This window comes from Actinomyces sp. ph3, assembly GCF_000308055.1.
Classification (GTDB): domain Bacteria; phylum Actinomycetota; class Actinomycetes; order Actinomycetales; family Actinomycetaceae; genus Pauljensenia.
The window spans coordinates 528,373-554,654 of sequence record NZ_CAGY01000001.1 but is presented as its reverse complement, the minus strand read 5'-3'; the positions used below and the strand labels follow the sequence as shown (position 1 = coordinate 554,654).

Annotated in this window: 20 protein-coding genes and 1 pseudogene; 11 read left to right on the top strand and 10 right to left on the bottom strand. The window is 58.0% G+C overall.

Features of this window, described 5'->3' with window-relative positions; translation table 11 throughout:
* Positions 1 to 23: 23 nt before the first annotated feature.
* Positions 24 to 1,136 carry a hypothetical protein gene (locus HGAS_RS02510; protein WP_019126346.1) on the bottom strand — a complete coding sequence of 371 codons (1,113 nt, stop codon included), beginning with the start codon at positions 1,134 to 1,136 and terminating at the stop codon, positions 24 to 26.
* A gap of 59 nt (positions 1,137 to 1,195) precedes the next feature.
* Between HGAS_RS02510 and HGAS_RS08415 the strand changes: the two are divergent.
* A pseudogene (locus HGAS_RS08415) lies at positions 1,196 to 2,457 on the top strand (deoxyguanosinetriphosphate triphosphohydrolase).
* A 64-nt stretch (positions 2,458 to 2,521) separates the two neighbouring features.
* Positions 2,522 to 4,480 (top strand): DNA primase, encoded by a 1,959-nt coding sequence (gene dnaG / locus HGAS_RS02500; protein WP_019126345.1) that lies wholly within the window; start codon positions 2,522 to 2,524, stop codon positions 4,478 to 4,480.
* 17 nt (positions 4,481 to 4,497) lie between these two features.
* Here dnaG and HGAS_RS02495 read toward each other — a convergent pair whose 3' ends face one another.
* Together HGAS_RS02495 and HGAS_RS02490 are read right to left on the bottom strand one after the other, a co-directional pair.
* Positions 4,498 to 4,992, bottom strand: coding sequence for a hypothetical protein (locus HGAS_RS02495; protein ID WP_019126344.1), 495 nt, complete (start codon positions 4,990 to 4,992; stop codon positions 4,498 to 4,500).
* Positions 4,989 to 5,921 carry a hypothetical protein gene (locus HGAS_RS02490; RefSeq protein ID WP_019126343.1) on the bottom strand — a complete coding sequence of 311 codons (933 nt, stop codon included), beginning with the start codon at positions 5,919 to 5,921 and terminating at the stop codon, positions 4,989 to 4,991. Before HGAS_RS02490 ends, HGAS_RS02495 begins: the two co-directional genes overlap by 4 nt.
* 142 nt (positions 5,922 to 6,063) lie before the next feature.
* Between HGAS_RS02490 and rimP the strand changes: the two genes are divergently transcribed.
* The 4 genes from rimP to infB all read left to right on the top strand — a co-directional run bounded on the left by rimP (position 6,064) and on the right by infB (position 10,896).
* Complete coding sequence (gene rimP / locus HGAS_RS02485; RefSeq protein ID WP_019126342.1) at positions 6,064 to 6,534, top strand: ribosome maturation factor RimP; 471 nt, start codon at positions 6,064 to 6,066, stop codon at positions 6,532 to 6,534.
* Between the two features lie 8 nt (positions 6,535 to 6,542).
* Entirely contained in the window at positions 6,543 to 7,595 is a 1,053-nt protein-coding gene (nusA, locus tag HGAS_RS02480; protein ID WP_019126341.1) for a transcription termination factor NusA, read from the top strand.
* Between the two features lie 19 nt (positions 7,596 to 7,614).
* Positions 7,615 to 7,911: a YlxR family protein gene (locus HGAS_RS08695; RefSeq protein WP_233993671.1), complete on the top strand. Its 297-nt coding sequence runs from the start codon at positions 7,615 to 7,617 to the stop codon at positions 7,909 to 7,911.
* A gap of 108 nt (positions 7,912 to 8,019) precedes the next feature.
* Complete coding sequence (gene infB, locus HGAS_RS02475) at positions 8,020 to 10,896, top strand: translation initiation factor IF-2 (protein WP_019126340.1); 2,877 nt, start codon at positions 8,020 to 8,022, stop codon at positions 10,894 to 10,896.
* Between the two features lie 125 nt (positions 10,897 to 11,021).
* Here infB and HGAS_RS02470 read toward each other — a convergent pair whose 3' ends face one another.
* On the bottom strand, positions 11,022 to 12,614 hold the full coding sequence (locus HGAS_RS02470; protein WP_019126339.1) for an aspartate:alanine exchanger family transporter: 1,593 nt from the start codon (positions 12,612 to 12,614) through the stop codon (positions 11,022 to 11,024).
* Between the two features lie 487 nt (positions 12,615 to 13,101).
* Here HGAS_RS02470 and HGAS_RS02465 point away from each other — a divergent pair, with 487 nt between their 5' ends.
* From HGAS_RS02465 to HGAS_RS02450, 4 genes are all read left to right on the top strand, one after another.
* On the top strand, positions 13,102 to 14,865 hold the full coding sequence (locus tag HGAS_RS02465; protein WP_019126338.1) for an acetolactate synthase large subunit: 1,764 nt from the start codon (positions 13,102 to 13,104) through the stop codon (positions 14,863 to 14,865).
* On the top strand, positions 14,865 to 15,371 hold the full coding sequence (gene ilvN, locus HGAS_RS02460; RefSeq protein WP_009409027.1) for an acetolactate synthase small subunit: 507 nt from the start codon (positions 14,865 to 14,867) through the stop codon (positions 15,369 to 15,371). Before HGAS_RS02465 ends, ilvN begins: the two co-directional genes overlap by 1 nt.
* A gap of 2 nt (positions 15,372 to 15,373) precedes the next feature.
* Positions 15,374 to 16,399 (top strand): ketol-acid reductoisomerase, encoded by a 1,026-nt coding sequence (gene ilvC / locus HGAS_RS02455; protein WP_019126337.1) that lies wholly within the window; start codon positions 15,374 to 15,376, stop codon positions 16,397 to 16,399.
* Between the two features lie 621 nt (positions 16,400 to 17,020).
* Positions 17,021 to 19,390, top strand: coding sequence for an exo-alpha-sialidase (locus HGAS_RS02450; protein ID WP_026066586.1), 2,370 nt, complete (start codon positions 17,021 to 17,023; stop codon positions 19,388 to 19,390).
* A 183-nt stretch (positions 19,391 to 19,573) separates the two neighbouring features.
* Here HGAS_RS02450 and HGAS_RS02445 read toward each other — a convergent pair whose 3' ends face one another.
* Positions 19,574 to 19,975, bottom strand: a complete 402-nt coding sequence (locus HGAS_RS02445) for a hypothetical protein (RefSeq protein ID WP_019126336.1) — start codon at positions 19,973 to 19,975, stop codon at positions 19,574 to 19,576.
* A gap of 88 nt (positions 19,976 to 20,063) precedes the next feature.
* On the opposite strand from HGAS_RS02445, the gene HGAS_RS02440 reads away from it, so the two are divergent.
* The gene (locus HGAS_RS02440) at positions 20,064 to 20,576 is read left to right on the top strand and encodes a PH domain-containing protein (protein ID WP_019126335.1); all 513 of its coding nucleotides are present in this window, start codon (positions 20,064 to 20,066) and stop codon (positions 20,574 to 20,576) included.
* A 90-nt stretch (positions 20,577 to 20,666) separates the two neighbouring features.
* Here HGAS_RS02440 and HGAS_RS02435 read toward each other — a convergent pair whose 3' ends face one another.
* The 5 genes from HGAS_RS02435 to HGAS_RS02415 all read right to left on the bottom strand — a co-directional run bounded on the left by HGAS_RS02435 (position 20,667) and on the right by HGAS_RS02415 (position 26,179).
* A complete protein-coding gene (locus tag HGAS_RS02435; protein ID WP_019126334.1) occupies positions 20,667 to 22,427 on the bottom strand; it encodes a DUF2075 domain-containing protein in 1,761 nt (586 codons plus the stop codon).
* A complete protein-coding gene (locus HGAS_RS02430) occupies positions 22,414 to 22,734 on the bottom strand; it encodes a nucleotide pyrophosphohydrolase (protein ID WP_019126333.1) in 321 nt (106 codons plus the stop codon). The genes HGAS_RS02435 and HGAS_RS02430 overlap by 14 nt, the downstream gene beginning before the upstream one ends.
* 62 nt (positions 22,735 to 22,796) lie before the next feature.
* Positions 22,797 to 23,786: a nucleoside hydrolase gene (locus HGAS_RS02425; RefSeq protein WP_034233555.1), complete on the bottom strand. Its 990-nt coding sequence runs from the start codon at positions 23,784 to 23,786 to the stop codon at positions 22,797 to 22,799.
* A 2-nt stretch (positions 23,787 to 23,788) separates the two neighbouring features.
* On the bottom strand, positions 23,789 to 24,799 hold the full coding sequence (locus HGAS_RS08410; RefSeq protein ID WP_019126331.1) for a LacI family DNA-binding transcriptional regulator: 1,011 nt from the start codon (positions 24,797 to 24,799) through the stop codon (positions 23,789 to 23,791).
* A 24-nt stretch (positions 24,800 to 24,823) separates the two neighbouring features.
* Entirely contained in the window at positions 24,824 to 26,179 is a 1,356-nt protein-coding gene (locus HGAS_RS02415; RefSeq protein WP_019126330.1) for an MFS transporter, read from the bottom strand.
* Between the last annotated feature and the right edge of the window lie 103 nt (positions 26,180 to 26,282).

The following is a 26,282-nucleotide window of genomic DNA, read 5'->3' as shown; positions in this document are numbered from 1 at the left end:
TAAGTCTAAAGGGACGGAGGCTCTTATTCCGTGGCAAAAATGCGAGGTCGAACGCGTGCGGTTTCAAACCATGCGCATTGGCCGGGTGCAAGAGGAGTGTCGCTGTTGAGCTGAGTGGGTAAAACCCCCGTTGAGACAAGCGGTCGGTGCTCTGAAGGCACAACGACAGTGGAGTCCGAGGCGTTGAAAACAACCAAAACTTGAGCGCTCATATGGACCAGGCAATCAGGTCCAGCCCAAGAGAGGCCTCGTACATGAGCAAGGGATCCAGTTCCCATTCCGTGCTCAGCTCGGGTACGCAGCGCCTGCTGGATTAGCAACGCAAAGGAAGAAGGAACGGCATCGCTTGGTGGCGAATCAAAGTAAATGGCTCCAGGAAGGGCGAGTGCAAACAGAGTTCGCGCACGATGGAGCTCGCTATCCTCGTAGGGAAGAGCTGGCCATGCAGCCACGTGTCCCAAAGGATCACGGTTCATAAAAGTATTGGCGATGGCATCGCACAGCTGCGGGTTCTTCCACTCGATGTCGAGAAAAGTGTCATTGCGCAGGTGGTGGAACCAGGACTCTTGAAGAATTTCCTTCAGATCCGCATCATCCATATGCGGCAGGCTGGAGGTGAGGATAGGCAGAGTATCCGTATTAGCAACCTCGGCCATCACCAGGCGAAGTAGATGCATGAACTCTTGGCGCTCAGATGAATGCGGTCCGTAGTGTGTGAGCGGCAAAGTCCCAAGATCGATCCCGTCGGCTTCTGCATCAACGCATGCCCGCACGCGGCCAAGCAGCGTTGTTACCGATTCATCGCTGGAATAAGGCCCGTTGAAATCGCGCGTATTCCATTCAGCAGAGGCGGGAAGATGGACGATGATCTTGATGCCGACCCTATGGAACTTCCTGACAAGAGCAGCGAGTTCCGGATTGACTCCCCAGATCATTTGGGGAATCGGGGAAATGAGTAGCGCATCTACGCCCACTCGAGCGAACTGAATCGCTTCCTTGCTCAGCAGCCGAGCAATCTCATGGTCAATGCGCTGGGGGATACGGCAAATTGCAGGTGAATGCCACCACGGGTGTGTGCCTTTCCGGGCAGCATGAACCAACGTCGTTACTACCTGGGTCCCCTTCGCTGCATTCACAGCACTATTCTTGCAGTTTTAGGCATCGAAAGGGTAGTTGAAGCAGTTAGGCTTATCACGTGCACACTCAGTATCCGTATAGCTCCGCAGACCGTGACCGTTACGTTTCAGAGACTCAAAAGTCCTCTGTTCGTACAGATTTTGAACGCGATCGAGCCAGAGTGTTGCATTCCTCAGCGCTGCGACGTTTGGGCGAAAAAACGCAGGTCCTGGGGCCAACCTCTGATGATTTCGTGCGTACGCGCCTGACCCATTCCCTTGAAGTTGCACAGGTGGGACGCGAGCTGGGGAAGGAACTGGGGGCCAACCCCGATGTTGTTGATGCCGCATGCCTGTCCCACGACCTCGGCCATCCGCCATTTGGACACAATGGTGAACGTGCGCTTAATGAACTTGCAGCTGAGATCGGTGGCTTTGAAGGGAATGCGCAGACACTGCGAATCGTTGCGCGCCTTGAACCAAAGGTCATCGCTGAGGAAGGCCCTGCTGGCCTGAATCTTACGCGCGCAACCCTCGATGCGATTTGCAAATACCCCTGGGCGAAGGGTGAAGGCCCGAACCGGGAAAAATCCCTGCGGAAGTATTCGGTCTACGACGATGATCGCCCGACTTTTGAATGGATGCGTGAAGGCGTAACTCCCGGGGCACGCTGCCTGGAAGCTCAAATCATGGATCTTTCCGATGACATCGCGTACTCGGTGCACGACGTCGAAGACGCGGTTGCACCGGAAAGATGGATCTTGAGCACTTGCGCAGCGATGCACACACCCAAGGTGTCATTGACTCGACGATGAAGTGGTATGGGACCTCGGTTTCTGAAAATGATCTCATTCAGGCATTTGAGCGCCTGGTGACCATGCCCGAATGGCTCAGTGCTTTCAGTGGCTCCTATGCGGATTTGGCCGCCTTAAAAGACCTCACCAGCGAGCTGATCGGCCGATTCTGTAACGCGACAGTTGCGGCCACCCGTGAACTTGCAGGAGACGAACCCCTGGGCCGCTACCGTGCGGAACTTGTTGTTCCTGCGCAAACCCGCGCTGAAATCCAGGTTCTCAAGGGCATGGCTGTCCACTACGTCATGAGCCCACGCGAAAGCGAACCTGTGTACTACCAGCAGCGCACGCTGCTCAATGACCTGGTTGATACTCTTATCAACGCCGGCCCCGAATACCTTGAACCTCCTTTTGCCGCTCAATGGCGCGCAACCACGGATGAGGGGAAGCGTTTGCGGGTCGTTATCGACCAAGTCGCCTCGTTGACAGATATCTCAGCTTCACGCTGGCACGCGAAGCTGTGCGGGATGCTGTCCTCGCAGCTTTAAACAGCGCTCCGCTGCCAATCCACATGCCCCTGCTAAGGAAGTGTCCACTCGCTAAACTGAACTCATGGCCGGCCTGATCCTCAAAGAAGACATCGCCGCCGTACGTGATGCCTCGCGCATTGAAGAAATCGTCGGCGAGCGCGTCGCACTGCGCCCTGCGGGTGTTGATTCTTTGAAGGGCTTGTGCCCATTTCATGATGAACGCACGCCCTCGTTCCATGTTCGTCCCTCCCAAGGGTTTTGGCACTGTTTTGGCTGTGGAGAAGGTGGGGACGTCATCAGCTTTGTTCAGAAAGTTGATTCTCTTTCCTTTACCGAGGCCGTGGAAGCCTTGGCCCTCAAAGCTGGGATTACTTTGCGTTACGAGGCCGCGGGAAGTGGGACTCTTCGCCGCGAGGAGCCGGGTCGCCGCCAGCGCCTTCTTGATGCGCACCGCGTGGCTGAGGAGTTTTATCAGGCACAGCTCACTTCCCCCGAAGCGCATCTTGGGCGTCAATTTTTAGGACGCAGGGGCTTTGATGAAGCGATGTGTCGGCACTTTGGGATTGGTTACTCTCCGGCCTCGTGGGATGCGCTGACGCGCCACCTTCGTTCGAAGGGGTTCACCGATCAAGAGATTGAAACTGCCGGTCTGGCGACTCGGGGTAACCGCGGACTTTATGACCGTTTCCGTGGAAGGCTGATGTGGCCAATCCGCGATATTACGGGCGCGACTGTTGGTTTTGGTGCCCGGCGTTTGAACGATGAGGACAAGGAATCCCCGAAGTACCTCAACACCCCTGAAACACCGATTTATCACAAGTCCCAAGTCCTGTACGGTTTGGATCTTGCGAAGAAAGAAATTACTCAGGGACGCAAGGTTGTCATTGTTGAGGGCTACACCGATGTCATGGCTGCCCATGCTGCGGGAGTCGGGTGTGCGGTTGCAACCTGTGGCACCGCTTTTGGGGAAGAACACGTCAAGATTGTTCGCCGACTCTTGGGAGATACCGCCGATAGTGCAGCGGGAGTCGTTCTAAGCAATGGGAAGACCCATGGCGGTGAAGTGATCTTCACCTTCGATGGTGATGCGGCTGGTCAAAAAGCTGCGCTTCGTGCTTTTGATATGGATCAAAACTTTGCCGCGCAGACCTTTGTTGCCGTCGAGCCCCATGGAATGGACCCCTGCGAATTGCGCATGGCTCAAGGCGAGCGCGCGGTTGTGGAACTGGTGAACTCTCGGACTCCGCTTTTCGAGTTCGTCATTCGCTCCGTCCTGCGCCAATTGGACCTCAGGACTGCGGAGGGGCGCGTTAAGGCCCTTCGAGCCGCGGCTCCCGTGGTTGCTCGCATTCGTGACCGCGCCCTCCAACGCGAATACACCAGGTCGCTTGCCGGCTGGATTGGAATGGATATCTCCGAGGTCGCGCGCGCGGTGCGCTCCTCTGGGAACTCACGCCCCGCTCCGAACGGACGCGGAGCGACTCCCGAGGCCTCGGCCCCTATGCCCGCAAGGCGCGGTCCGGAAGACCCCGTGTCAAAGATTGAACGCCAGGCCCTGGAAGCGCTGGTTCAATACCCCATGTACGTGGTGGGTTCGGGATTTGAAGAACTCGGGGGAGAGGCATTCTCGGTTCCCTCTTACCGCGCTGTTCACGACGCGATTCGAGCCGCAGGCGGTCTTGACGCCTTCATCAAACTTTTTCGGCAGGCCGAGGAACACTTCGGAAAAGGGGAGAAAGCCGTTCAAGCTGCGACTCGTGCCTTCGTCGATGACGTGCGCGAGCTGATGATTCCCGAGGTTGCAGCGGTTTTGATGGAACTTGCGGTTGCCCCGTTGCCGCAGGATCGCGAGGACCAGCTTCGCGCATACTGTCGCGGAGCGATGGGGGCAATGGTGCGTTTGGATGTCACGCGCAGACTGGCTGATGCGAATGCGAACCTTCAGCGCCTGAGCGAAGATGATCCGCAGTACACCCAAGCATTCCGAGAGCTGATGCGTCTGGAAGAAGTACGGCGCCGCTTTACCGAACGCGCGCAATAGCCTTCGAGCAGCAGGTGCTACTCCAGTCCAACGCTTTCTCGCAGCTGACGTTCGAATGAATGAGCCACTGCGATTCCTTCATCATCCAGTGGGCCGTTGGCCGAGAGGACGGAGAATAGCTCACCGTCTTCACGCCTGCGAATTTGTCCGGTGATCACCGTTCCAGAAGGAGCCGTGACATTTCGGACAACGACCTGCGTGCGGTTCACCTTCTCAGAAAGGTCTTCCATAAAAGGACGCATTGACGAGTCGCTGGATTTCAGAGTCAAAGGAGTGCGGGAAGGATCCACCCAGGTCACGCGAAGTTCCTGCTTTTCGCCGTTCCATCGCGCGTTTTGGATTTCGTACCACATTCCCGAATCAACAACGTGATCATCGTCGATCAGGATCAAAGCAAAACGTCCCGAAACCAGAACCCTCGAATCGGAGAGCTCAATATGGGGCGAATTGGCATCCCCTGTGGGAACAACGCCTTGCCAGGCCAGTTTTGTGTTGTCACTTTCCGTGCTCATTGAAGTGTCACCACCGCTGGAATCGAGACGCCGGGAGCTTTGGCCCACAGGCGAACATCATCCAGTGCGGCGCGAGCGCCGAAAAGTCGCACATCCTGGGAGTCTGAAGCGAAGAGATTGATATCCGCACGCATTGATGCTTGAGCAAGAGAGGCGGGGGAGTGATCAGGCATCGAACAGCGCAGCTGGCGTGTGTCTTTGCTTCCGCGTTCCAAAGAACGTGAAGCCCGATCAAGAAGCGCGTTTTCAATGGTTTCTGCCGATGAGAAGTCCTCGCTTGCCACCGCGGACTTCGGCAGTGTCTGAGCGATGCAATCCCAATTGGCTGTTGTCGAAGCGGCCTGTTCCGAGTTCGCAAAAGCAGAAGTCGTCTGCGAAGGCTGGGGGAGGGCTAAATCTGAAGAGGTGCCGGTTCGGACAATCCACGAAGGGGTCTTTCCGCTTTGGCCGATCAGTCGCTGGGCCAGCGCATCAACATCGTGCTCGCCCTCATCGAGGTTGATCGCGTAGGCATTCGCCAATTGCACTGCCGAGGCGTAGCGCCCAAGTGCGACTGCGCCAAGCTGGCGTGCTTCTTCGCTCGAGGTCATGGTCGGGTTTGCCGCGGTCTGAAGATCCCGGCGAGCCGAGATGACTAGCCAGGAGACGAAATCCTTCACCGTATAGGGAGCTTCTGCAATCGCCTCGGGTTGGGGGAGTGAAGCGGCATCCTCGCGGCCCTTCCAGGGCTCCCATACTCCTCCGAGGAATTCCAAGCGTTCCCGGGAACTCGTTGCTACGGCCTCGAGAGCGGAAGAGCAAGAGGCGCACTGGGTGGCAAGGGAAGCAAGGGAATGAGCGCGATCGGCGGCCGCGGCCTCGGTGCGCGCGGAGGTGTCACGAGAGAGTGCGAAACCGGTCAATGCGGGCAGGCTACTGGGGGATTCCACGTGGATTCCACACGCTCCAAGGCAAAGAGCACAGGCAGCAACGAACGCAGTGAAGAGTTTCGGGTGTTTCACAACAACATCATCCCATGGTCAAAAGACGAGTACGATTGCCTAGAATACCGTGTCGCGTGAAGGAGTGAAGGTGGCATCCACACAGATTGAAGAACAAGTCCGTGCGCTGGTTGAAGGTATTGTCACCGGGGCCGGAGCCGAACTTGATGCGGTGACTATTCTCAAGCAGAATGGCGCCTTGGTCTGCCGAATCACCGTCGAAGAGCCCCTGGGAAGCGAAAAGCTATCCTCTGATGCGCTCGCGGATATCTCACGCGCGATTTCCAAAACTATGGATGCCGCTGACCCGATTTCTGACGCATACATGCTGGAGGTCTCCACTCCGGGTCTCGAACGCGAATTGAAGAAAGCTGACCATTGGATGCGCCAAATTGGCGGATTGGTCAGCGTCAAGATGCGAAATGGTGACAAATTTGTGGGACGGGTCAGCAATGCCGACGATAAAGGCGCTACTGTAGATACTGGCGCTGAAAGCCACACAATTGCATATGACGAGATCAAGAAGGCGCGTTCGCGCGTCGACTTCGGCTCGTGGGAATGAGGGACGCTATGGAAATCGATATGACCGCCCTGCGAATGGTCGAACATGAGAAAGGGGTATCGCTCAATACCCTTGTTGATGCCATCGAAGAGGCATTGCTGAAGGCGTACCACAACATCCCCGGCGCAATTGCAAAGGCTCGAATTGAGATCGATAAGCGCACGGGTCGCGTGACCGTTATGGCCACCGAAGAAGACGAAGAGGGTAACCCCATCGGCGAATTCGATGACACCCCCAAGAACTTCGGCCGCATTGCACAGTCCACCGCGCGTTCCGTCATCATGCAGCGCCTGCGCGATGCTGATGATCAGCGTGTTTTGGGTGACTTTGCCGGCAAGACCGGTCAGATTGTGACCGGTGTCGTGCAGCAGTCGCGTGACTCGCGTATGACCACCGTGAAGCTGGCCGATGATTTCGAGGCCATTCTTCCCGATTCGGAGAAGGTCCCCGGAGAGGACTACTCGCACGGAACTCGCCTGCGCGCACTGATCGTTTCCGTCGAGCGTACCGACCGCGGTGCTCGTATTACCCTTTCGCGCACCCACCCCGGTTTGGTCAAGGGACTGTTTGAGCGTGAGGTTCCCGAAATTCAACAGGGACTGGTTCGGATCAAGGCCATTGCCCGCGAGGCCGGTCACCGCTCGAAGATTGCCGTGGTTGCTACTCGCGAAGGTGTGAATGCCAAGGGCGCGTGCATTGGCCCGATGGGTTCGCGTGTTCGTGCGGTGATGACGGAACTTGGCGGCGAGAAGATCGACATCGTGGACTGGTCTGAAGATCCGGCACGTTTCGTTGCAAATTCGCTGTCTCCGGCACGTGTGGCCCGAGTTGTCGTTCACTCCGTGGAGCAGCGCACTGCAACAGCTATCGTTCCCGACTTCCAGCTTTCGCTGGCAATTGGTAAGGAAGGACAGAACGCTCGACTTGCCGCGCGTCTGACCGACTACCACATCGACATTCATTCCGATACCGAGAATGGCGAAGAAGGACTGGCATCGCGTTCGTCCACACCTGATGACGTGATCAGTCGCTCACAATCCGATGGCTTGGAAGAGGACTGACTCGGCTAAGCTTAAAGGCGTGTCTGACTCCACTCTGATGCTTCGCACCTGTGTGGGGTGTGGATTACGCGCGCAACGTGCGGAACTCATCCGTGTTGTTGCGACCTCTGACGGGGATCTGCATGTTGATCACCGTCGTCAACTTCCCGGTCGGGGAGCGTGGTTTCATCCCGAGGCCCGCTGCCTAGACCTCGCCCGCCGCAAGCGGGCGCTCGGGCGTTCACTGCGTCGATCAGTAGAAATGACTGACGAACAGTGGGCTGAACTGGGGAAGGAAATTCTGTCTGCGGCGCACAGGGCGCCGGACAACGAGTAGCGAAAGCGGGTTGAAAGCCCATGGGCACCCGATGAGTACCCAGCGATGAGCTGCCTGCATTATCAGTGATACGTCTCCGTTCGGGGACGTTCCCGAACAAGGAGAAAAGTGGCAAAACTGCGTGTCCACGAGCTCGCCAAAGAGCTCGGAATCCCCAGCAAGGAATTGCTGGCCTACCTGCGAGACAAGGGCGAATACGTTAAAGCTTCTTCGTCCGCACTTGAACCGCCCGTAGCGCGTGAAGCGCGCGAGCACTTTGAAAAGCTTTCCGGTTCAGCATCGGGTGACGCTAAGAGCGCCCCGAAGAAGGCAGCCCCCAAGCCCAAGGCAAAGGCTTCCACCAAGACCGCTGAAACCGCCTCGGCAGCACCCGCACAGGACGACGCTCCTGCATCTGCCGAAGCTCCCAAGCCTTCTGCTCATAAGCCTGGGCCTCGTGCGCCCAAGGCAGCAGCACCAAAGGCCACAGCTTCCGAAAAGGCCGAAGCTGCCCCCCGTGCTCCCAAGCCGGCGCCGCGTCAGGCTCGTGGAAGCAGCGAGGAAGCCCCCAAGCCTGCAGCTGGCGCTCCGAAGCCCGGAGCTCCTCGCGCCCCGCGTCCCGGTGGCTCTGCAGCCAAGCCGGGTGCGCCTCGTCCCGGAGCACCCCGTCCCGGCGGCCCTCGCCCCGGAAACAACCCCTACGCATCCAGCCAGGGCATGCCCCGTCCCGGTGGCAGCCAGGGTGGTCGCGGTGGAAACCGTCCCGCACGTGGCGCACAGGGCGAACGCCCGGCACGTCCCGGTGGTGCTCAGGGAGCACGCCAGGGTGGGCCTCGTCCGCAGCGCAGTGGTGCACCTTCCGGTGGCGGCCCGCGTCCGAACCCGGGAATGATGCCCGGACAGGCGAACTTCGCTCGCTCGGGTGGTCCCGCACCTTCTTCTGAACGTCCTCGTGGTGGCCGAGGCCGCGGTACCCGTCCGGGTGGCGGTAACGGTGGCGGCCAGGGTGCTCCCGGAGCAAATGCCGGTGGCGGTTTCGCTCCGCCGCGCGGTGGTCGCGGTGGCGGCCGCGGTGCAACGCCGGGTGCATTCGGTCGCGGTGGCGGCAAGAGCTCGCGCGGACGTAAGTCGAAGCGCGCAAAGCGTCAAGAGTTTGAACAGCAGAACGCACCCGTCATTGGTGGTGTTTCGATTCCTCGCGGTGATGGACAGCAGATCCGCATCCGTCAGGGTGCCTCTCTTGCTGACTTCGCTGAGAAGATCAACGTTAATCCCGCAGCGCTGGTGACCGTCCTCTTCCACCTGGGAGAGATGGCAACCGCTACGCAGTCGCTGGATCAGGACACCTTCGAAGCACTGGGCGCAGAGCTCGGCTACGACGTCAAGGTTGTTTCGCCTGAAGACGAGGATCGCGAACTGCTCGAGTCCTTCGACATCGACCTCGAAGCCGAAGAACTGGACGATGCAGAAAACATGCAGCCGCGTCCCCCGGTCGTCACGGTCATGGGCCACGTCGACCACGGTAAGACCAAGCTGCTCGACGCAATCCGTCACACCGACGTTGTCGACTCTGAGCACGGTGGTATTACCCAGCACATTGGTGCCTACCAGGTGCAGGTGAAGTCCGAGGATGGAACTCCTCGCCGTATCACCTTCATCGATACCCCCGGTCACGAGGCCTTCACCGCTATGCGTGCCCGTGGTGCGCAGGTCACCGATATTGCGATCCTCGTGGTTGCAGCGGATGACGGTGTCATGCCTCAGACTGTTGAAGCAATCAACCACGCGCAGGCCGCTGGCGTGCCGATCGTTGTTGCAGTCAACAAGATCGATAAGGAAGGCGCGAACCCCGATAAGATTCGTGCCCAGCTCACCGAATATGGCCTGGTTGCCGAAGAGTACGGTGGCGACGTCATGTTCGTCGACATCTCGGCCAAGCAGCGCAAGGGTATCCGTGAGCTTCTCGAGGCCGTGCTGCTGACTGCTGATGCAGCGCTGACCCTTGAAGCGAACCCCGATACCGATGCCCGCGGTGTCGCTATCGAAGCGAACCTGGATAAGGGCCGCGGTGCAGTGGCGACCATGCTGGTTCAGCGCGGTACCCTGCGCGTCGGCGATTCCCTGGTTGTCGGTTCCTCGCACGGCCGTGTTCGTGCGATGTTCGACGACAGCGGTAACGATGTCGCCGAGGCCGGACCCTCGACCCCCGTTGCAGTGCTGGGCTTGACCTCGGTTCCTCGCGCTGGTGACTCCTTCTTGGTCGCCACCGATGACCGTACTGCCCGCCAGATCGCTGATAAGCGCGAGGCCGCAGAACGTCAGGCCATGCTGGCCAAGCGCCGTAAGCGCGTCTCCCTTGAGGACTTCGATAAGGTCCTTAAGGAAGGCGAGGTCGATACCCTCAACCTGGTCATCAAGGGTGACGTCTCCGGTGCTGTTGAAGCCCTGGAAGACTCGCTGCTGCGCATCGATGTGGGCGAAGAGGTTGCTCTTCGCATCATCCACCGCGGTGTTGGTGCAATTACCCAGAACGACGTCAACCTGGCAACCGTGGACAACGCGGTCATTATTGGCTTCAATGTCCGCCCGGCTGAACGCGTTCAGGAACTGGCCGATGCCGAGGGCGTCGAGATCAAGTACTACAACGTCATCTACTCGGCGATCGACGATGTCGAGGCCGCGATGAAGGGCATGCTCAAGCCGATCTACGAAGAGGTCGCACTGGGCAGCGCGGAGATCCGTCAGGTCTTCCGTTCCGGCAAGTTCGGCAACATCGCAGGTTCGATTGTCCGCAATGGCACCATCAAGCGTGGAACCAAGGCTCGCCTGGTCCGCGACGGTGTGGTTGTTGCAGACAACCTGGAGATCGCATCGCTTCGCCGCGAGAAGGACGATGTCACCGAGGTCCGCGAGGGCTACGAATGTGGTATCACCTTGGGTTACAAGGACATTCAAGAAGGCGACATTATCGAGACCTGGGAAATGCGCGAAAAGCCGCGTGACTGAGGTCTTCGCTGAGACAAGGGTTTGGGCCCCGCACCTGCTGGTGCGGGGCCCAAACTTTAGTTTTCTGAGCCGCTGTTTCGAGCGCGGCGTGATTGAATGCTCTCGAAACAGCAGGGAGGGTGCGACTACATGCCGCCCATGATCTGTGCGACGAGGATCTTGCCGATCATGGCAACGGGGTAGACCAGCGCATAGCCCAAGGAGACGCGCGGATCCATATTCGTTCGAGAGTTTGCGAAGGCAAGGACTGCAGGCTGTGTTTGAGCACCAGCGAGTAGACCAGAGAGCTTCGTTCCCCCCATCTTGAACAACCAGCGCATGACGACGTACAGGCCAATGGCCATGATCGAGGTCATGATGATTCCCAGCAAGAGGATCTGCAGCCAGGTTCCAGAGGTGAAGGCCTTTTCGATCTGTCCACCTGCGTTAGCACCCGCTTGTGCGAGGAAGACCAGAAGGCCGAACTCTGCCAGAACCTGACCGGCCGTGAACGGCATTGCGGTCACGAAGGGACCAATGCGTCCCAGACGTCCGAAGATCAGGCCGACGATCAACGTTCCAGCAGCCGAACCAATCGAGAAGTATGCGCCGGTTGGGGTAAAGATCGGGATTTCACCAATGAGAATGCCCAGTGCCATGCCGACGCCCAGAGCGATTGGGTTCAGGTCGGAGAGGCCTCGTGCAGAGTCACCAAAGAACTTCGTAATCTCGCGCATCTTTGAGGTGGGTGCCACGACACGAACGCGGTCGCCCTGCTGAAGGATCAGTCCGGGTTCGGCGATCATATCGACATCGCCTCGGCGCACACGGGAAATTGTTGCGGAGTATTTATCCGCCAGGCCCAGTTCTTCAACGGTATGACCGGCGAGCTTCGGGTTAGAAATCGTCACGCGACGGAAATCCAAGTAGGCGCGGTCTTCGATCAAGGAGTGCGATGAGGGGTGACCGAGTTCAGTTGCAACTCGGGCAACCAACTCACGCGGGCCAACGACGGTCACCAAGTCGCCCTGGTCAAGGGTGTCGTTCATCGAAGGACGCATGATGGGGCCGGTTTCGCCTCGGCGTAGACGCGAGAAGGTCACCTTTGAACCCATCATTGTGTGGATATCGCCGATGCAGGGATGGTCTCCGCGTTCGACGCGAATCGTACGGTTCGCCAGGGGAGAGGGGGCATCTTTATCGCGCTTGCCATAAGAAAGGGCTGCTGCAGAAGCGATGAGCATTCCGACGACGCCGAAGAGGTAAGCAATCGAATAACCGACCGTCGCAAGGTCCAACTTTCCCGAGGCCTCGCCAGCAGCGGCCAAGGCGGGAGTGTTGGTTACCGACCCGGCGAAGGTGCCCGCGATGAGTGCGGGGTCCATTCCCCACATGCGGCCGATAACTTCGCCGGCGGCTGCGGATACTCCGTAAAGGGCAACCATGGCCAAAATTGGTCCGACCGCGCTCTTGATGTTGTGGAAGAAGGAAGCGCCGGAGTTCATACCGATAGCGAAAGCGAAGAGCGCAAGGCCAAGTGTGCCCAGCTCTCGGGTGACGCGTAGGTGAATTCCGTAGGTTTCAGCCCATGCGGACAGGATGATTGCAAGGAAAAGGACAGCTGCTGCGCCCAGTCCGATGCCCTTGATCTTGATGTGGCCAAAAGCCATTCCCACGCCAATGAGGAGGAACAAGAATAGGACGGGCTGATCAGCAAGCTTGGTAAATAAGATCTCCACTGTGAGGGCTCCATTGTCTGGTGATCAGGATTTTTTCTATCCGTTTTCAGTATCTGACTCTTCTGGAAAAGGACAAAATGGGCGATTCGCAAGATTCTGCGGAAATGGTGCTAATTGCTCTTAGCTCACGTCTGACAAATTTTCGATTTTGAGGCCAAGGTCCCAGTTATCTTGCACTGTGAGATCAAAAGGCCGATGGTGACGCAAGCCCGTACGGTTAGAGACGTGATGAAGCTTCGCATTTCAGGAATTCTCGTCTCGGTCATCGTACCCAGGCGTGCGATTCCTGCCGTGTGAATTGTCGGATGGAACGCACGCCACAATCCCCGCGCACTTGCGCTACGCGTTTTCGGCCTCGGGAACAGAGAAGAACGCGCCCGCACCTGTGAAGGGGATTTTTTCATGCCAACACCCCATGATTCGCGCAAGGAATTGCGGCGCAAACCGTGCTCCTTGAAGCGGAAGCGTAGAACCGACTGGAAGGCTGATGATGACTGAAGAACAACGCCAGGTCATGACCGGCGCACAGGCCATTGTGAATACCCTTGAAGCCCTGGGGGTCACCGACGTTTTCGGTATGCCCGGTGGCGCAATTCTTCCCACTTTTGACCCATTGATGAGCTCATCACTGCACCACATCTTGGTTCGCCATGAACAGGGCGCAGGACATGCCGCGCAGGGTTATGCGCTGGCAAGTGGAAAGGTCGGCGTTGCCATCGTGACCTCGGGTCCGGGTGCAACGAATACTTTGACAGCAATCGCAGACGCGAATATCGATTCGGTCCCGGTTGTTGTGATCTCTGGCCAGGTCGGCGCATCGCTGATCGGAACTGATGCATTCCAGGAAGCTGACATCGTTGGGGCATCGATGCCCTTGGCAAAGCATTCCTTCCTGGTCACTCGCGCGGCCGAGATCCCTCAGCGTCTGGCTGAAGCCTTCCATATCGCCTCGACCGGTCGCCCCGGTCCGGTCCTCGTGGACATCACCCGTTCGGCTCAGGTTGAAGAATTTGAATACCAGTGGCCGGTTGAGCTGCAGCTTCCCGGCTACGAGCCCGCATTCGAGCCCGTTCCACGCCAAATTGCTCGCGCCGCCGAGGAAATTGCGCAGGCCCAGGCTCCCGTGCTCTACGTCGGCGGTGGCCTCGTCCGCGCCCGCGCCGAAGAAGTACTGCGCACGCTGGTGGAACTGTCCGACGCGGCCGTCGTGACAACGCTTCCCGCGCGTGGAGCCTTCCCTGACTCTGACCCGCACAACCTCAAGATGCCGGGAATGCACGGTACCGTTCCCGCGGTTGGCGCATTGCAACGTGCAGACTTGATTGTGGCTCTGGGCGCGCGCTTTGATGACCGCGTGACCGGCCAGCTGGACTCCTTCGCGCCTCGCGCGCGGATTGTGCACGTCGATATCGATCTGGCCGAGATGTCGAAGAACCGCTACGCAGACGTGGCCGTGGTTGCGGATTTGAAGCCCGCCTTGGCTGCCTTGAATGCTGCTCTTCCCGAGGCCTATGAGCGCTTGGGGCGCCCGGACCTGTCGGGATGGTGGCGTTACCTTAACCGTCTGCGTGAGAAGTACCCGCTGGGGTGGAGCGAGCCGACCGACGGTTTCATGGCTCCCCAAGAGGTGATCTCGAAGCTTTCGGAAATTGCTGGTCCCGATGCGATCTACGTGACCGGTGTGGGCCAGCACCAGATGTGGGCCGCTCAGTTCCTTCAGTTGGAAAAGCCTTCCCACTTCATTTCTTCATGTGGTTTGGGAACCATGGGGTACTGCATCCCCGCAGCGATGGGCGCGCAAGTGGGCGCCCCCGAATCGGTCGTCTGGGCGATCGACGGTGATGGTTCCTTCCAGATGACGAACCAGGAACTGGCAACCTGCACTGTGAATGGAATTCCTGTGAAGGTCGCCCTGATCAACAATTCCGTGTTGGGAATGGTCCGCCAGTGGCAGACACTGTTCTACGGTGAGCGCTACTCGAACACGACCCTGAACCCGCAAGATGGTGAGCAGATCCCGAACTTTGAGATGCTTGCTCAGGCCTATGGAATGGCCGCGCGGACCGTGCGCAATGCTGAAGAGATTGACGAGGCCATTGAATGGGCCATGTCAATTAACGATCGTCCAGTTTTGTTGGACTTTAGGGTCTCTAAAGATGCTATGGTGTGGCCGATGGTTGCAGCCGGCGTCCCCAATGACGATATCCGATACGCGCGAGATATCGCCCCCGACTGGGAGGTGGAAGACTGATGAGGCATACGCTTTCTGTTCTGGTGGAAAACAAGCCCGGCGTGCTGACCCGTGTTTCCGGTTTGTTTGCTCGCCGTGCTTTCAACATCAAGTCATTGACGGTGGGGGAGACCGAGCATCCCGATATTTCCCGCATGACCATCATTGTTGATGCGGATACCGCCCCCATTGAGCAGGTCAAGCGCCAACTGGGCAAGCTGATTAATGTCCTGAAAATCGTTGAGCTTAACCCTGACGAGGCCGTCGAGCGTCGCATGCTGCTCATGAAGGTTCGTGCCGATGAGACGTGCCGGACCTCGGTGCTGCAGATCGTGGATTTGTTCCGCGCACACGTCGTTGATGTCCATCCCGAAGCGGTCGTTATTGAATCGATCGGTTCACTACCCAAGCTGGAGGCGCTGCTGCGGGCACTTGAGCCCTACGGCGTCACCGAACTCGTTCAATCGGGCGCCGTGGCGATCGGCCGCGGTGACCACTCGATTACGGATCAACTAAAGGAGAATTAACAATGGCAGAGATCATCTACGATGACGGCGCGGACCTGTCGCTGATCCAGTCCAAGAAGGTTGCCGTTATTGGCTACGGCTCACAGGGACACGCACACGCGCTCAACCTGAAGGATTCCGGCGTTGACGTGGTCGTTGGTCTGCGTCCCGGTTCCTCCTCCTGGGCCAAGGCAGAGGCCGCTGGCCTTGAGGTGAAGGATGTTGCCGAGGCCGTCGCCGAGGGTGACGTTGTCTCCCTGCTCCTGCCCGACCAGGTTCAGCGTTACGTGTACGCCGAGCAGGTCGCCCCCAACCTGAAGGAAGGCGCTGCACTTCTCTTCGCACACGGCTTCAACATTCGCTACGGCTACATCGAGGTCCCCACCGGCCACGATGTCATCATGGTTGCCCCTAAGGGTCCGGGCCACAAGGTCCGCGAGACCTACACCCAGGGCAAGGGCACCCCGGACGTCGTCGCCGTTGAGGTTGATGCTTCCGGTCAGGCTTGGGACCTGGTTCTGTCCTACGCAAAGGCAATCGGTGGCACCCGCGCCGGCGTCATCAAGACCACCTTCACCGAAGAGACCGAAACTGACCTCTTCGGCGAGCAGGCAGTTCTGTGTGGCGGTGTCTCCCACCTGATCCAGGCTGGCTTCGAGACCCTGGTTGAGGCTGGCTACCAGCCCGAGATCGCCTACTTCGAGGTCTGCCACGAGATGAAGCTGATCGTCGACCTGATCAATGAGGGTGGCATCACCAAGCAGCGTTGGTCCTGCTCTGACACCGCTGAGTACGGCGACTACATCTCCGGCCCGCGCGTCATTGGCGAGTCTTCCAAGCAGGCTATGCGCGACATCCTGACTGATATTCAGGATGGCACCTTCGCGCGCCGCTTCATTGAGGACCAGGACAATGGTGCTCTTGAGTTCAAGGCTCTGCGCGCCGAGGAAGAGGCCCACCCGATCGAGGCCACCGGCCAGAAGCTGCGTAAGGCTTTCGGTTGGACCCAGGCCGATGAGGACTACACCGAAGGTAGCGCAGCTCGCTGAGCTGATGTGGTCTAAGGTTTGGCCGACTTGCTAACTTCGCCTAACTACTGATTAAGACAGAGGTTTTAATCAAAGGGCTACGGGCCGGTGCGTTAGCACCGGCCCGTTGGCTTTTCACATGCGCACTGGCCCACAGCGTTTTTGTGTACGAGCGCGGGGCCGCCAGTCTCTCTCCGTCTCGCGCTCGTCCGGCCTCGCCCTTCCTTCCCGAAAAGACACAGGAAGTCGGCGGATGTCATGCCTTGTAGCCTGTGTCTTTTGTTGACTTCGTGTGGAGGGTGGGGGAGAGGCCTTGGACAAGCTGCGTCATTTCTCGACTTTGTGTGACAAACCCACGCTGTTTGCCCGAGGAAGCGAAGAAAACCGCGGGCTAGCTACGAACAACGTGTGCTTATTGAAGCTTTCCTGTGTCAAAGCCATCTTCACATGCGCACCACCACCCTTATTCGCACGCACATCAACAAAATTCGTGTGAATACCCTGAAAATGATCAGGAAATAGTCTGATGTAACTGTTGGGAGATTCTGGGAATTCGTAAGATGACTTACGTGATGGCTGAGAGCTGACTCACGTGTCGCTTTTCGGTTTCACATCCATATCATTCATCCAGAAGGACCAAAGATGACCCTCCGTCGATATGGGCGGGCCCTGGCAGCCGTCTCAGGTGCGGCACTCATGTGTGCTTCGCTCTCCGTGCCGGCACTGGCAACCCCCGAAACTGACACACAAACTGGCGATGCAGCCACGGCCTCGGCAAGTGAAGCAACTCCGGCTCCCATCACCGTTACCGCAACCCGAACCGACAAACTGGGGGACAAGGTCTACGTAGGGGACACCCTCACGTATACCTTCACCTACACGAACCAGACTGATGGTGCTCTGACCGTATTCCCGAAGGAGTCGAACCTTTCTGGCGTGCTGACGACCGGCGCGCCGAACTGCCGCTGGCACAATCTTTCTGCACACACCACCAAGCAGTGCACCAGCGCGACGCACACGGTGACCGAGGCCGACCTAGCAGCCGGTTCCTTCACCCCGACCTCGGCCTGGGCGGCGACCCGTGACCGCAATGGCAACGACGTGATCACCGGTGGAATTTCCGCCAATGCCGAGGCCGTCACCGTTCTTCCCGGCTCTCGCGCACCTGAACCCGACCCGGTGGAAACCCCCAAGGACTACGCGATCGGCGAGGTCGCTCGCCTGGCCTCGCCCGGGGTGGCGGGCTTTAAATGCCACCGCATCCCCGCGCTGACCACGGCCGCCAACGGTTGGATCATCGCCGCGTGGGATGGACGCCCCGAAACCTGCCAGGACGCACCCCAAGCAAACTCGATCGTCTACCGCATTTCGAAGGATGGCGGTAAGTCGTGGACGCCGATTCAAACTGCTCTGGCTGGGACGCCCGGGGCGAATAAGGTCGGTTTCTCTGATCCTTCTTTCGTCGTCGATCGAAGCACCGGGACAATCTTCCTCTTCTCGGTGAAGTCCTTTGATGCGGGACTTTTCCAGTCGCAGCTGGGAACCGATCCCAACGCGCGCAACATCCTTCACGCACATGTTGTCGAGTCGCACGACAATGGTCAGACGTGGGGGAACCCTCGTACGATTACTGATCAGGTGACGCAGGGACATGACGACCAGTGGTTTACTCGTTTTGCTTCATCTGGTGAGGGCATTCAGCTGCGCTACGGCGCGCATGCCGGTCGCTTGATTCAGCAGTACGCGGTCGCGAATGCTGGTAGCACTTCACTGATGGCAGTTTCCGTGTACTCCGATGACCACGGCGTCACCTGGAAGCCGGGGGCACCTAGCGAGGGCAGCGCTGATGAGAATAAGGTTGTCGAGCTCTCCGACGGTCGCCTGCTGCTCAACTCGCGTACTCAGGGAACTGCGGGCCAGCGCCTCGAGGCAATTTCCTACGATGGCGGCCAAACCTGGGGACCCTTCCGCCACAACTGGGACCTGACGGATCCTCGCAATAATGCCTCGATCATTCGCGCATACCCGAATGCGCCGCAGGGGTCGGCGCCTGCGCGCGTTCTGCTCTTCTCGAATGCGGATTCGTCGACTGCCCGCGCGAATGGAACTATCCGTGTGTCCTACGACGATGGCTTCACCTGGAATGAGGGTAGGGTCTTCGAGAGCGGCGACATGGCCTACTCGACCCTGCATGCACTGAATGATGGAACTTGGGGCCTGCTGTATGAGACCGGTGGGTACAAGAACATTGATTTTATGCGCGTTGATGCTGCCTACCTGGGTTTGACGGACCCGGGTGAAGACGTCGCACCTACTCCGCAGCCGACGCCTTCGGTAGACCCGCAGCCCACGCCCACGCCGGCTCCGACGGTAGAGCCGACACCGGCTCCCACGGCGGAACCTGCTCCCTCGGTGGACCCGACTCCGGCTCCCTCCCCGTCAGTCGATCCGATGCCTGCCCCTCAGCCCACTCCTGATCCCGAACCGACCCCGGCTCCCGATCCCGCGCCTTCCACAACTCCTGCGCACTGGGTGAACACCGCCGACGGCTGGAAGTGGCAGCTCGAGGATGGCAGCTTCGCGGCCTCGCAAAGCGTCGTCATTGGCGATGCGACTTACCGTTTCAATGCCGACGGAATCATGGTTACCGGTTGGGACCAGCAGGACGGAAAGTGGAGCCACTACACCTCCTATGGTGCGCGCACGAATGGTTGGTTCGAAGAAGCAGGTCACTGGTACTACTTCGATCCGAGCACGGGTGTCATGAAGATCTGGTGGGCGCAGATTGATGGCCACTGGTACAACTTCGGACTTGATGGCCGCATGGTGACCGGATGGAAGAATCTCGATGGGCACTGGTACCGCTTTGGAACTGACGGTCATATGGCCACCGGATGGCAGCGTATCGGCCTGTCCTGGTACTACTTCGGCACCGATGGCCAGATGCGTACCGGCTGGCAAAAGATTGATGGCCGCTGGTACTACTTCGCTCGTACTGGAGCGTGGATCTGATGATCGCCTGATCAGCCGTTGATATACGAGGCCGGGGCCGGGGAGTGCGATTATGCTCCCCGGCCCCGGTGTCTGTTGAGGTCGCTATCGGGGGCAGGTAAGCAAGTCCACGTTCCGTGCCCTCGGTTCCTTCGGTCGAGGGATTGCTATCGGGGGCAGGGAAGCGAGGGGAAGGAGAGGGGGCTAAGCCTCGTCGGCGGAGGAGTGGTCTTCTTCGATCGTCGCCAGCGCAACCTGGGTCGCACCTGCTCGCGCGTTCCAGCCGAGGACTCCGACGGTGAGCGCACCCATCACAAGGAAAATGAGGCTGGTTGAGGTTGAGCCAGCGGAGTGCATGAAGGCCATGGTGATGACGGCGATTCCTTGCGCGGTGCCCAGGACTCCGCCCATGAAGAGGAGGACCCAGACGGCTTGATGGCCGGCGTTCCATGCGTGTGAGCCGACCGGGATATCGCGCAGATAGAGGCCAAGGGGAGGGCGGACGGCTTGGTTGCGGACCAGAAGCCCGGTCACAAAGAGGTGGAGGCCGGCAATGACAACGATAAGTGCGGCGCAAACCAGAATGATAGTGACCAGGGTGTTCATGTGTTTCCTCTCGACTGCTTCAGCCTAGCAGGATCGTGGGGCGAGGAAATTTCCAGAAGGTTTCTTCGCGGTCTGGCAGAATGAGGCCATGGGTTTGTCGAAAAAGCTCTTGAGTAAAGATGAAGTCGTTGTTCGCCACATGCATACGCACATCAAGGTACTGCTGTGGAGGATCGTGGCGGTTGTATTGCTGCTTGCTGCCGCGATTGTTGGATCGGTGTTTGTGCCTGTGGACTCTCGGAAATGGGCGCTGTCGGCGATTTGGATCGTCTTTGTGATCGTGGCGATTCCGCTGTTCGTCGTTCCTTGGCTGAAATGGTTGTCGGCGACTTACACGGTGACGACGAAGCGGATCATCACGCGCTCGGGCATTTTCCAGCGAGTGGGACATGACCTTCCGCTCACGCGTATCTCGGATATCCAGATGGTCAAGGATCTGAACGATCGCCTGTTCGGATGTGGAACTTTGGCCTTGCAGACCTCGGCCGATGACCCGCTGCTGCTGCACGATGTGCCGAATGTGGAGATCGTGCAGGTGGAGATCTCGAACCTGCTGTTCAACGACGTTCAAGGAGCAATCGACGCCGACCCGAATTCGTGAGGGTAGGACCGCTAGAACGTGTGTCCGAGAACTGACGACTAATCGACAGCTCTCGGACACGGTGCTTTTTAGAGGGTTCTGACCGAAGTTTTAGGCACCTTGAAGACGCTGGCGGAGGGTGCTTGCTCCGGCGTAGATGTAAGTTCCGCGGATTCCGCGCGTGAGTAGAACGCGGTAGCAATTGCGGATGTAGCGGAGCAGATCTTCATCAGTGGTTTTGCGCTCTGACGGATTCAGCGCCATAGCAACGTCTGCTTTCCCGCGTTTATCGGCGTAGCGCTCGCGGTTTGCGCGTAAGAAACCATGCTCGTCGACTTCGATGTCCGGCCCGATGATTACACCGGCATAGTTGAGGTCAAAGCCCTGCAATGTGTGGATCGATCCGACCTCATCAGAGCTACCTCTGCCAACCCAGTCTTTATCGGTGCTGTTCCAACGCAGTGGTCGTGCGCCCGGAATATTAATATCGAATAGTTCCTTGTTGGTTTTCGATACCCACTCCCACGCATATCCAGCTGCCAGACGTGAAAGCCCGAATTCCTTGTCTTTCTTCTGGATTTCTTCGATCATTTCATCAAGGTCGGTGAATACTCGTAGTTCGTACCCATCGATTGTGGGAATTTCAATTGGGCTTTGAGGCCCAATGGCTAACAGGCGATCAAGAAAATCCCCATATTCCGTGGAGTCGCCCTGGATACGGAGCTGTGAGTGGAGCGTGTGGATTCGACCAGAAGCACGACTTGAATCAAGGCAGGCGTTAATCTCATTTGGTGTGAGGTCTTGAGGGCGAACACTCTGTTCAGGATCGAGCAGCAAAATAAGGTGATCGCATTGTTTCCTCAGCCAGTCCAGCTGGCTGTGGCCGGATTCGGGATCTCCGAATAGTCGGGCATTGATCTCTTTATAGCGCTTTGTCATCATTCCGCTCGACTGCGCTGAAAAACGGTTCAGTCGATGCGCCTCATCGACGATGAGGATGTCGTAGTGCTCGTCTGAGTCTCCAACGTCGAAAGGCGTGAGCACCATTTCTCGGCTTAAGGAAGATATTTTCGAGAAGACGTGTTTTACCGAGGCGCGCAGGGCTTGCTGGGGGACAACTAAGCCAATTTTCTTGTCAAGGAAAAGCTCTCGGTATCCTTCTTGATAGTAGTCGTCAAAAACCGATTCACCTTCAGGGTGTTGCTCGCAAGATCCCAAATCAGAGAGCAGTTTCGTTAGGAAGATACCGACAATGGTTTTCCCGGTTCCTGCGCTCCCTTGGACAACATGGACTGAAGGTTTGTCTTCCTCAAGTGACTGCCACAAGTCGTCGATGATTGCTTCAGTAACCAGAACTTGATCTTCATTCAGTGCTTTGTAAGGTGAGTACTTGAATAAATTGCTATTTCGGATATCCAGGGCGCTTTGATCAAATAAACCAAGTACACGGAGGTTCTCAACAATCTGATCGAAAGTAAGTTGATATTCTGCTCGGTCGAAGTAGTCATAGTCTGCGATTCCGGCATTGCTATTGATAACTTCGAATTTTCCGTCCCCGGAGAACAACATGATCAATTGGGACTCAAGATCGAGACAAACAGACTTATTGAAGGTGTCATCTAAGATCACACGGATTTCTTCAAGTCCATCTTTCTGTGGATTTTGAAGGTGCTGTTGTGTGCGATTAAGAAAATTGAGAGTTTCCCCGACGTAAAGACGCTCATTGTCGTTGATGATGTAAACGACGGGCCAGTTTTGCAGATGTGAATTGGCATCATCTTTGACCGCGTCAACTCCTTCATTACTGAATGAGAACTGGCGAATCTGGATGTGCCTGCGAGCTTGCGCGATCTGCTGTTTAGAGCTGGTCATACTTCACGCTGCTCCCACGCGATTTTTCAACTGGATACTTTTGGGCCGTCACAGCAAGCTTCTCCAAGACAATCTGATCGGGTTCTAGCCCGACCTTCATCGCGAGAAAGTAACAGTAGGTCAGGACGTCGGCGAGCTCTTCCTTGACCGCCTGGGGATCCCCATCGGAGGACCACTGGAAGCACTCCAAGAGCTCCGCGGCCTCGATAGAAATTGATTTCGCCAAATTTTCGGCCGTGTGGAACTGGTCCCAATCGCGCTCCTCAGAGAACGCGCGTAATTTCTGTGCAACCGCATCGTCAAGCATGCTTTCACTTTACTGTGAAGCACCCCCATCTGCGGGCAGTTTGGCGCGGGTGAATCAAAAACCTAGTTCCGGCCGGCGATGACTCGCTCCAAAGCTCCCAGCAAACCCTCGTTATCCACCGCAGTCACAACCCTAACCAGGCGTCCGTCTGCACAGCGCATCAGTTTTCCCGCCGCGTTAACCGCACAATGAGCATCCTCCATTGTGACCAACTCAGGATTTGTCAGCGCAAACAGCGTCACTAAGTCGTGAACCCACATGCCATCAACCGGGCGGGTCTGCTGAGAAAAAGCAAGCCATGGATTAATCCAGTGTTGAAGCGCCTCGGCCAAATCCTTGTCCGCACAAGCCTTCAATATGCGCTCCCAGCGCTCTTCAGACATGTGAGTCGTCCGAGTCGTATCCAAAGGAATAACGGTTAGCGGTATCGCACTATCGAAAACAATCTGTGCAGCCTCGGGGTCGACAGCAAAATTCGTATCCACAAGACCGTCAAAACCAAAGCAGCCGCCCATTAGTACGATCTGCTCAACCAGCTCGCTGCACTCAGCATGCGCCACCAACAAACGTGCGATATTCGTCAGCGGACCGATCGCAACAATCGTTACCTTCTGGCTCGCCGATGTTGCCGCAGCGGCCGATGCAGCGTCCGCAACATCGCGGAACAAGTTCTCGGCCACGGCCTCGTCAAAGGAGGAATTCCCATCGCCCGCAACGGGAACGAATCGTCCGTCTCCCCACGCGTTTACTCCCTCTGGGCTCGAGGCGTACTGCTCGCGCTGCTGGTCCCAACGTTGCGTGCTCGCCTGCAAAGGACAAGTCGAACCCTGCTGAATGCGTGGGGGAGTCTGGCCGATAGGCGTCGCGCGATCAACGATCTTTTGAGCGCACTGTGCTCCTGTATCAGAAGGCGTGTTACCGAAAACCGTCCACACGGCCCGGCAATCCAACTCAGGATGGCGCAGCGCATACACAAGAGCTAGTGCGTCATCAACATTCGCGCCCGGGATCCCATTTCCGGGATCACAGTCGACAATGATCGGAAGAGACATCATCAATCCTTGGAAAAATACGAGCATCCGCAGCTCGCCCGCTTCGTTAAGCGGGAGGTCACGCTCAGGTCGCGCGCGCGATCCGTTCCAGTGACAAAGTCGGCAATCGCCTCGGCCTGTGAGCTCACGGGGACGTCCACACTGGTTACTGGCGGCCATAAAAATTCAGACAGTGCCGTTCCATTGAGAACAACAACCGCGATATCTTCAGGTACGGCGACCCCCGCGCGATGGAGTTCACGCAACAAACCCGTAGCCTGCAATTCGTTCGAAACAACCACCGCGTCGGCACCCGAATCGATCAAGGCCTGAGCAGCCTGAACGCCACCGGCGCGAGTAAACGGTCCATTAATGACTACGCCCTCGTCGAGCCCAGCCTGACGCAAAGCCAAACGCCACCCACGAATACGCTCGCGGGCATTGTGGCGTCCCTTAGGGCCAGCAACCATTGCCACACGAGTCCTCCCGTGCTGCAGGAGGTGCTCAGTCGCAATGCGTGCAGCCTCCTGTTCGTCAGCGACGAGGCGGGTGATCCTCGAGTGGTTTCCCATGCGCTGACCGTCGGGTTCGTTGAGTAAAACCACTGGGAACGAGGCGTCCTCAAGAAGATCCAGAGGGAGCGGTTGAGTGACGCCGTACCAGGCGAGCCCCGCGATCTGCTGGCGACGGAAGGCCTCGAGAATCGTCGACTCGCGGTCCTGGTCATCATGAGAATCTCCGACAACCAAAACCATGTCCCTGCGGAAGAATTCTTCTTCGAGGCGTTGGGCAAGCTCGGCGAGGTAGGGGTTCGCGAGGTCGGGGACGAGGAGCGCAAAGAGATCGCTGCGGCCTCGTGAAAGAGACTGCGCGGAGGCGTTCGGGCGATACCCCAATTGCTCGATCGCCTCGAGGACGCGTTTGCGGGTTTCGGGGCGGACATTGCGAGGCCCACCGTTGACGACGTAACTGACTACCGCAGTTGAGGTGCCGGCAAGTCGAGCGACATCGTCGCGGGTGGGCTGCTTCGCCATGTCTATTCGCTCCTTTGGGAGGTGTTAGATTGCGTCCTCAAGGAGAGTGAGGTCGCGGCCGCGGGTCTCGGGAGCAACGAAAGTGGTCGCAAAGCCGATGAAGGCTGTAACCGCAAAGTAGGTTGCCAGCGGGATCCACGAATTAAAGGTTGCAAGGAGCGCCGAGGCGACCATCGGAGCGGTGCCGCCCGAGAGGATCGATCCGAGTTCCTTGGCAACAGCCATTCGTGAGTAACGGTGCTGAACGCCGAAGAGCTCGACGCCATAGGCAGCTTGAACACCGAAGATGCCCAGCGATCCCAGCCCCATACCTACAACGATAACGGCGCCAACAGTCCATGGGTCCTTAGATTGCAGAAGAGCAAAGGCTGGGAAGGCGTAGAGAACGAGGAGCGCGCAGAAGACACGGTACGTGATGCGGCGACCGAAACGATCCGAGAGCCACCCGGAGAAGGGGATGATGGCAAAACCGAGGAACGAGGCGACCAGAACAGCGGTCGTCGGAACGGCTTTCTCCATGGCCAGAGCCTTGACGACGTAGCCAACGAGGAAGGACTGGGCGATGTATGAAGGTCCATTTTCGCCGATACGCAGGCCGAGCATGACGAAGAATGCGCGCCAGCCGCCTTCGTGAGCGTCAAGACCGGCTTCGACAACAGATTCTTGCTCGCGCTTCTTGCGTTCTTTGAATGCGGTGAACACGGGGCTTTCCTGCATGGAACGACGCAGGAAGATTGCGAAGAAAGCGATGAAGATCGAGATCAAGAAAGGAATTCGCCAGCCCCACGTCATGAGCTGTTCCTTCGGCATGGTCAAGACCAGTAGCCAGACTGAGGAAGCAAGGAGCGTGCCCGTGTTGGAGCCAACGCCGATGAGTGAAGCGACTACGCCTCGGTGCTTGACGGGGGAGAACTCGGCGAGCATGACTGCGCCACCGGAGAGCTCGGCACCTGCACCGAATCCCTGGCAGAGGCGCAAGAATACGAGCAACGCCGGGGCAAGCCAGCCAACCTGGCGGTATGTGGGGAGCAAGCCCAGCGCAGTGGTTGAAACGCCCATGAGTCCGACGGTGATAACCATGATGACCTTGCGTCCATGGCGGTCGCCGACACGGCCCAAAATAATGGCGCCCAGTGGACGGGCGAGGAAGCCGACGGCGTAGGTCGCGAAGGATGAAAGTAGAGCGATGATTGGGGTCTGCTCTGGGAAGAAGACATCGCCGAAGACAAGGCCGGCGGCGAGTCCGTACAGGGCGAAGTCGACGTATTCCATTGTCGTGCCCAGCCAGACTGAGAAGATGTTGAGCCAGAAGCTCTTTCGGCCCTCAGGGGTTTGGAAATTCAGGTCCGATGCCTGAAGCTCCTCATTCGATTGTGCCATTAGCTGCCTCCTCGCAGCGTAGGTTGGTAGGTGAGCGTTCCGGTCGGTGTATCCGGTGACGATGGCCACGATTCTACGCGTGTAGATTCTTGGGGGTCAAGAG

Coding starts and splice junctions, on each gene's coding strand:
- dnaG (WP_019126345.1), top strand. CDS start 2,522: ATGGCCGGCCTGATCCTCAAAGAAGACATCGCCGCCGTACGTGATGCC.
- HGAS_RS02495 (WP_019126344.1), bottom strand. CDS start 4,992: ATGAGCACGGAAAGTGACAACACAAAACTGGCCTGGCAAGGCGTTGTT.
- nusA (WP_019126341.1), top strand. CDS start 6,543: ATGGAAATCGATATGACCGCCCTGCGAATGGTCGAACATGAGAAAGGG.
- HGAS_RS02465 (WP_019126338.1), top strand. CDS start 13,102: ATGATGACTGAAGAACAACGCCAGGTCATGACCGGCGCACAGGCCATT.
- ilvN (WP_009409027.1), top strand. CDS start 14,865: ATGAGGCATACGCTTTCTGTTCTGGTGGAAAACAAGCCCGGCGTGCTG.
- ilvC (WP_019126337.1), top strand. CDS start 15,374: ATGGCAGAGATCATCTACGATGACGGCGCGGACCTGTCGCTGATCCAG.
- HGAS_RS02450 (WP_026066586.1), top strand. CDS start 17,021: ATGACCCTCCGTCGATATGGGCGGGCCCTGGCAGCCGTCTCAGGTGCG.
- HGAS_RS02445 (WP_019126336.1), bottom strand. CDS start 19,975: ATGAACACCCTGGTCACTATCATTCTGGTTTGCGCCGCACTTATCGTT.
- HGAS_RS02440 (WP_019126335.1), top strand. CDS start 20,064: ATGGGTTTGTCGAAAAAGCTCTTGAGTAAAGATGAAGTCGTTGTTCGC.
- HGAS_RS02435 (WP_019126334.1), bottom strand. CDS start 22,427: ATGACCAGCTCTAAACAGCAGATCGCGCAAGCTCGCAGGCACATCCAG.
- HGAS_RS02430 (WP_019126333.1), bottom strand. CDS start 22,734: ATGCTTGACGATGCGGTTGCACAGAAATTACGCGCGTTCTCTGAGGAG.
- HGAS_RS02425 (WP_034233555.1), bottom strand. CDS start 23,786: ATGTCTCTTCCGATCATTGTCGACTGTGATCCCGGAAATGGGATCCCG.
- HGAS_RS08410 (WP_019126331.1), bottom strand. CDS start 24,799: ATGGCGAAGCAGCCCACCCGCGACGATGTCGCTCGACTTGCCGGCACC.
- HGAS_RS02415 (WP_019126330.1), bottom strand. CDS start 26,179: ATGGCACAATCGAATGAGGAGCTTCAGGCATCGGACCTGAATTTCCAA.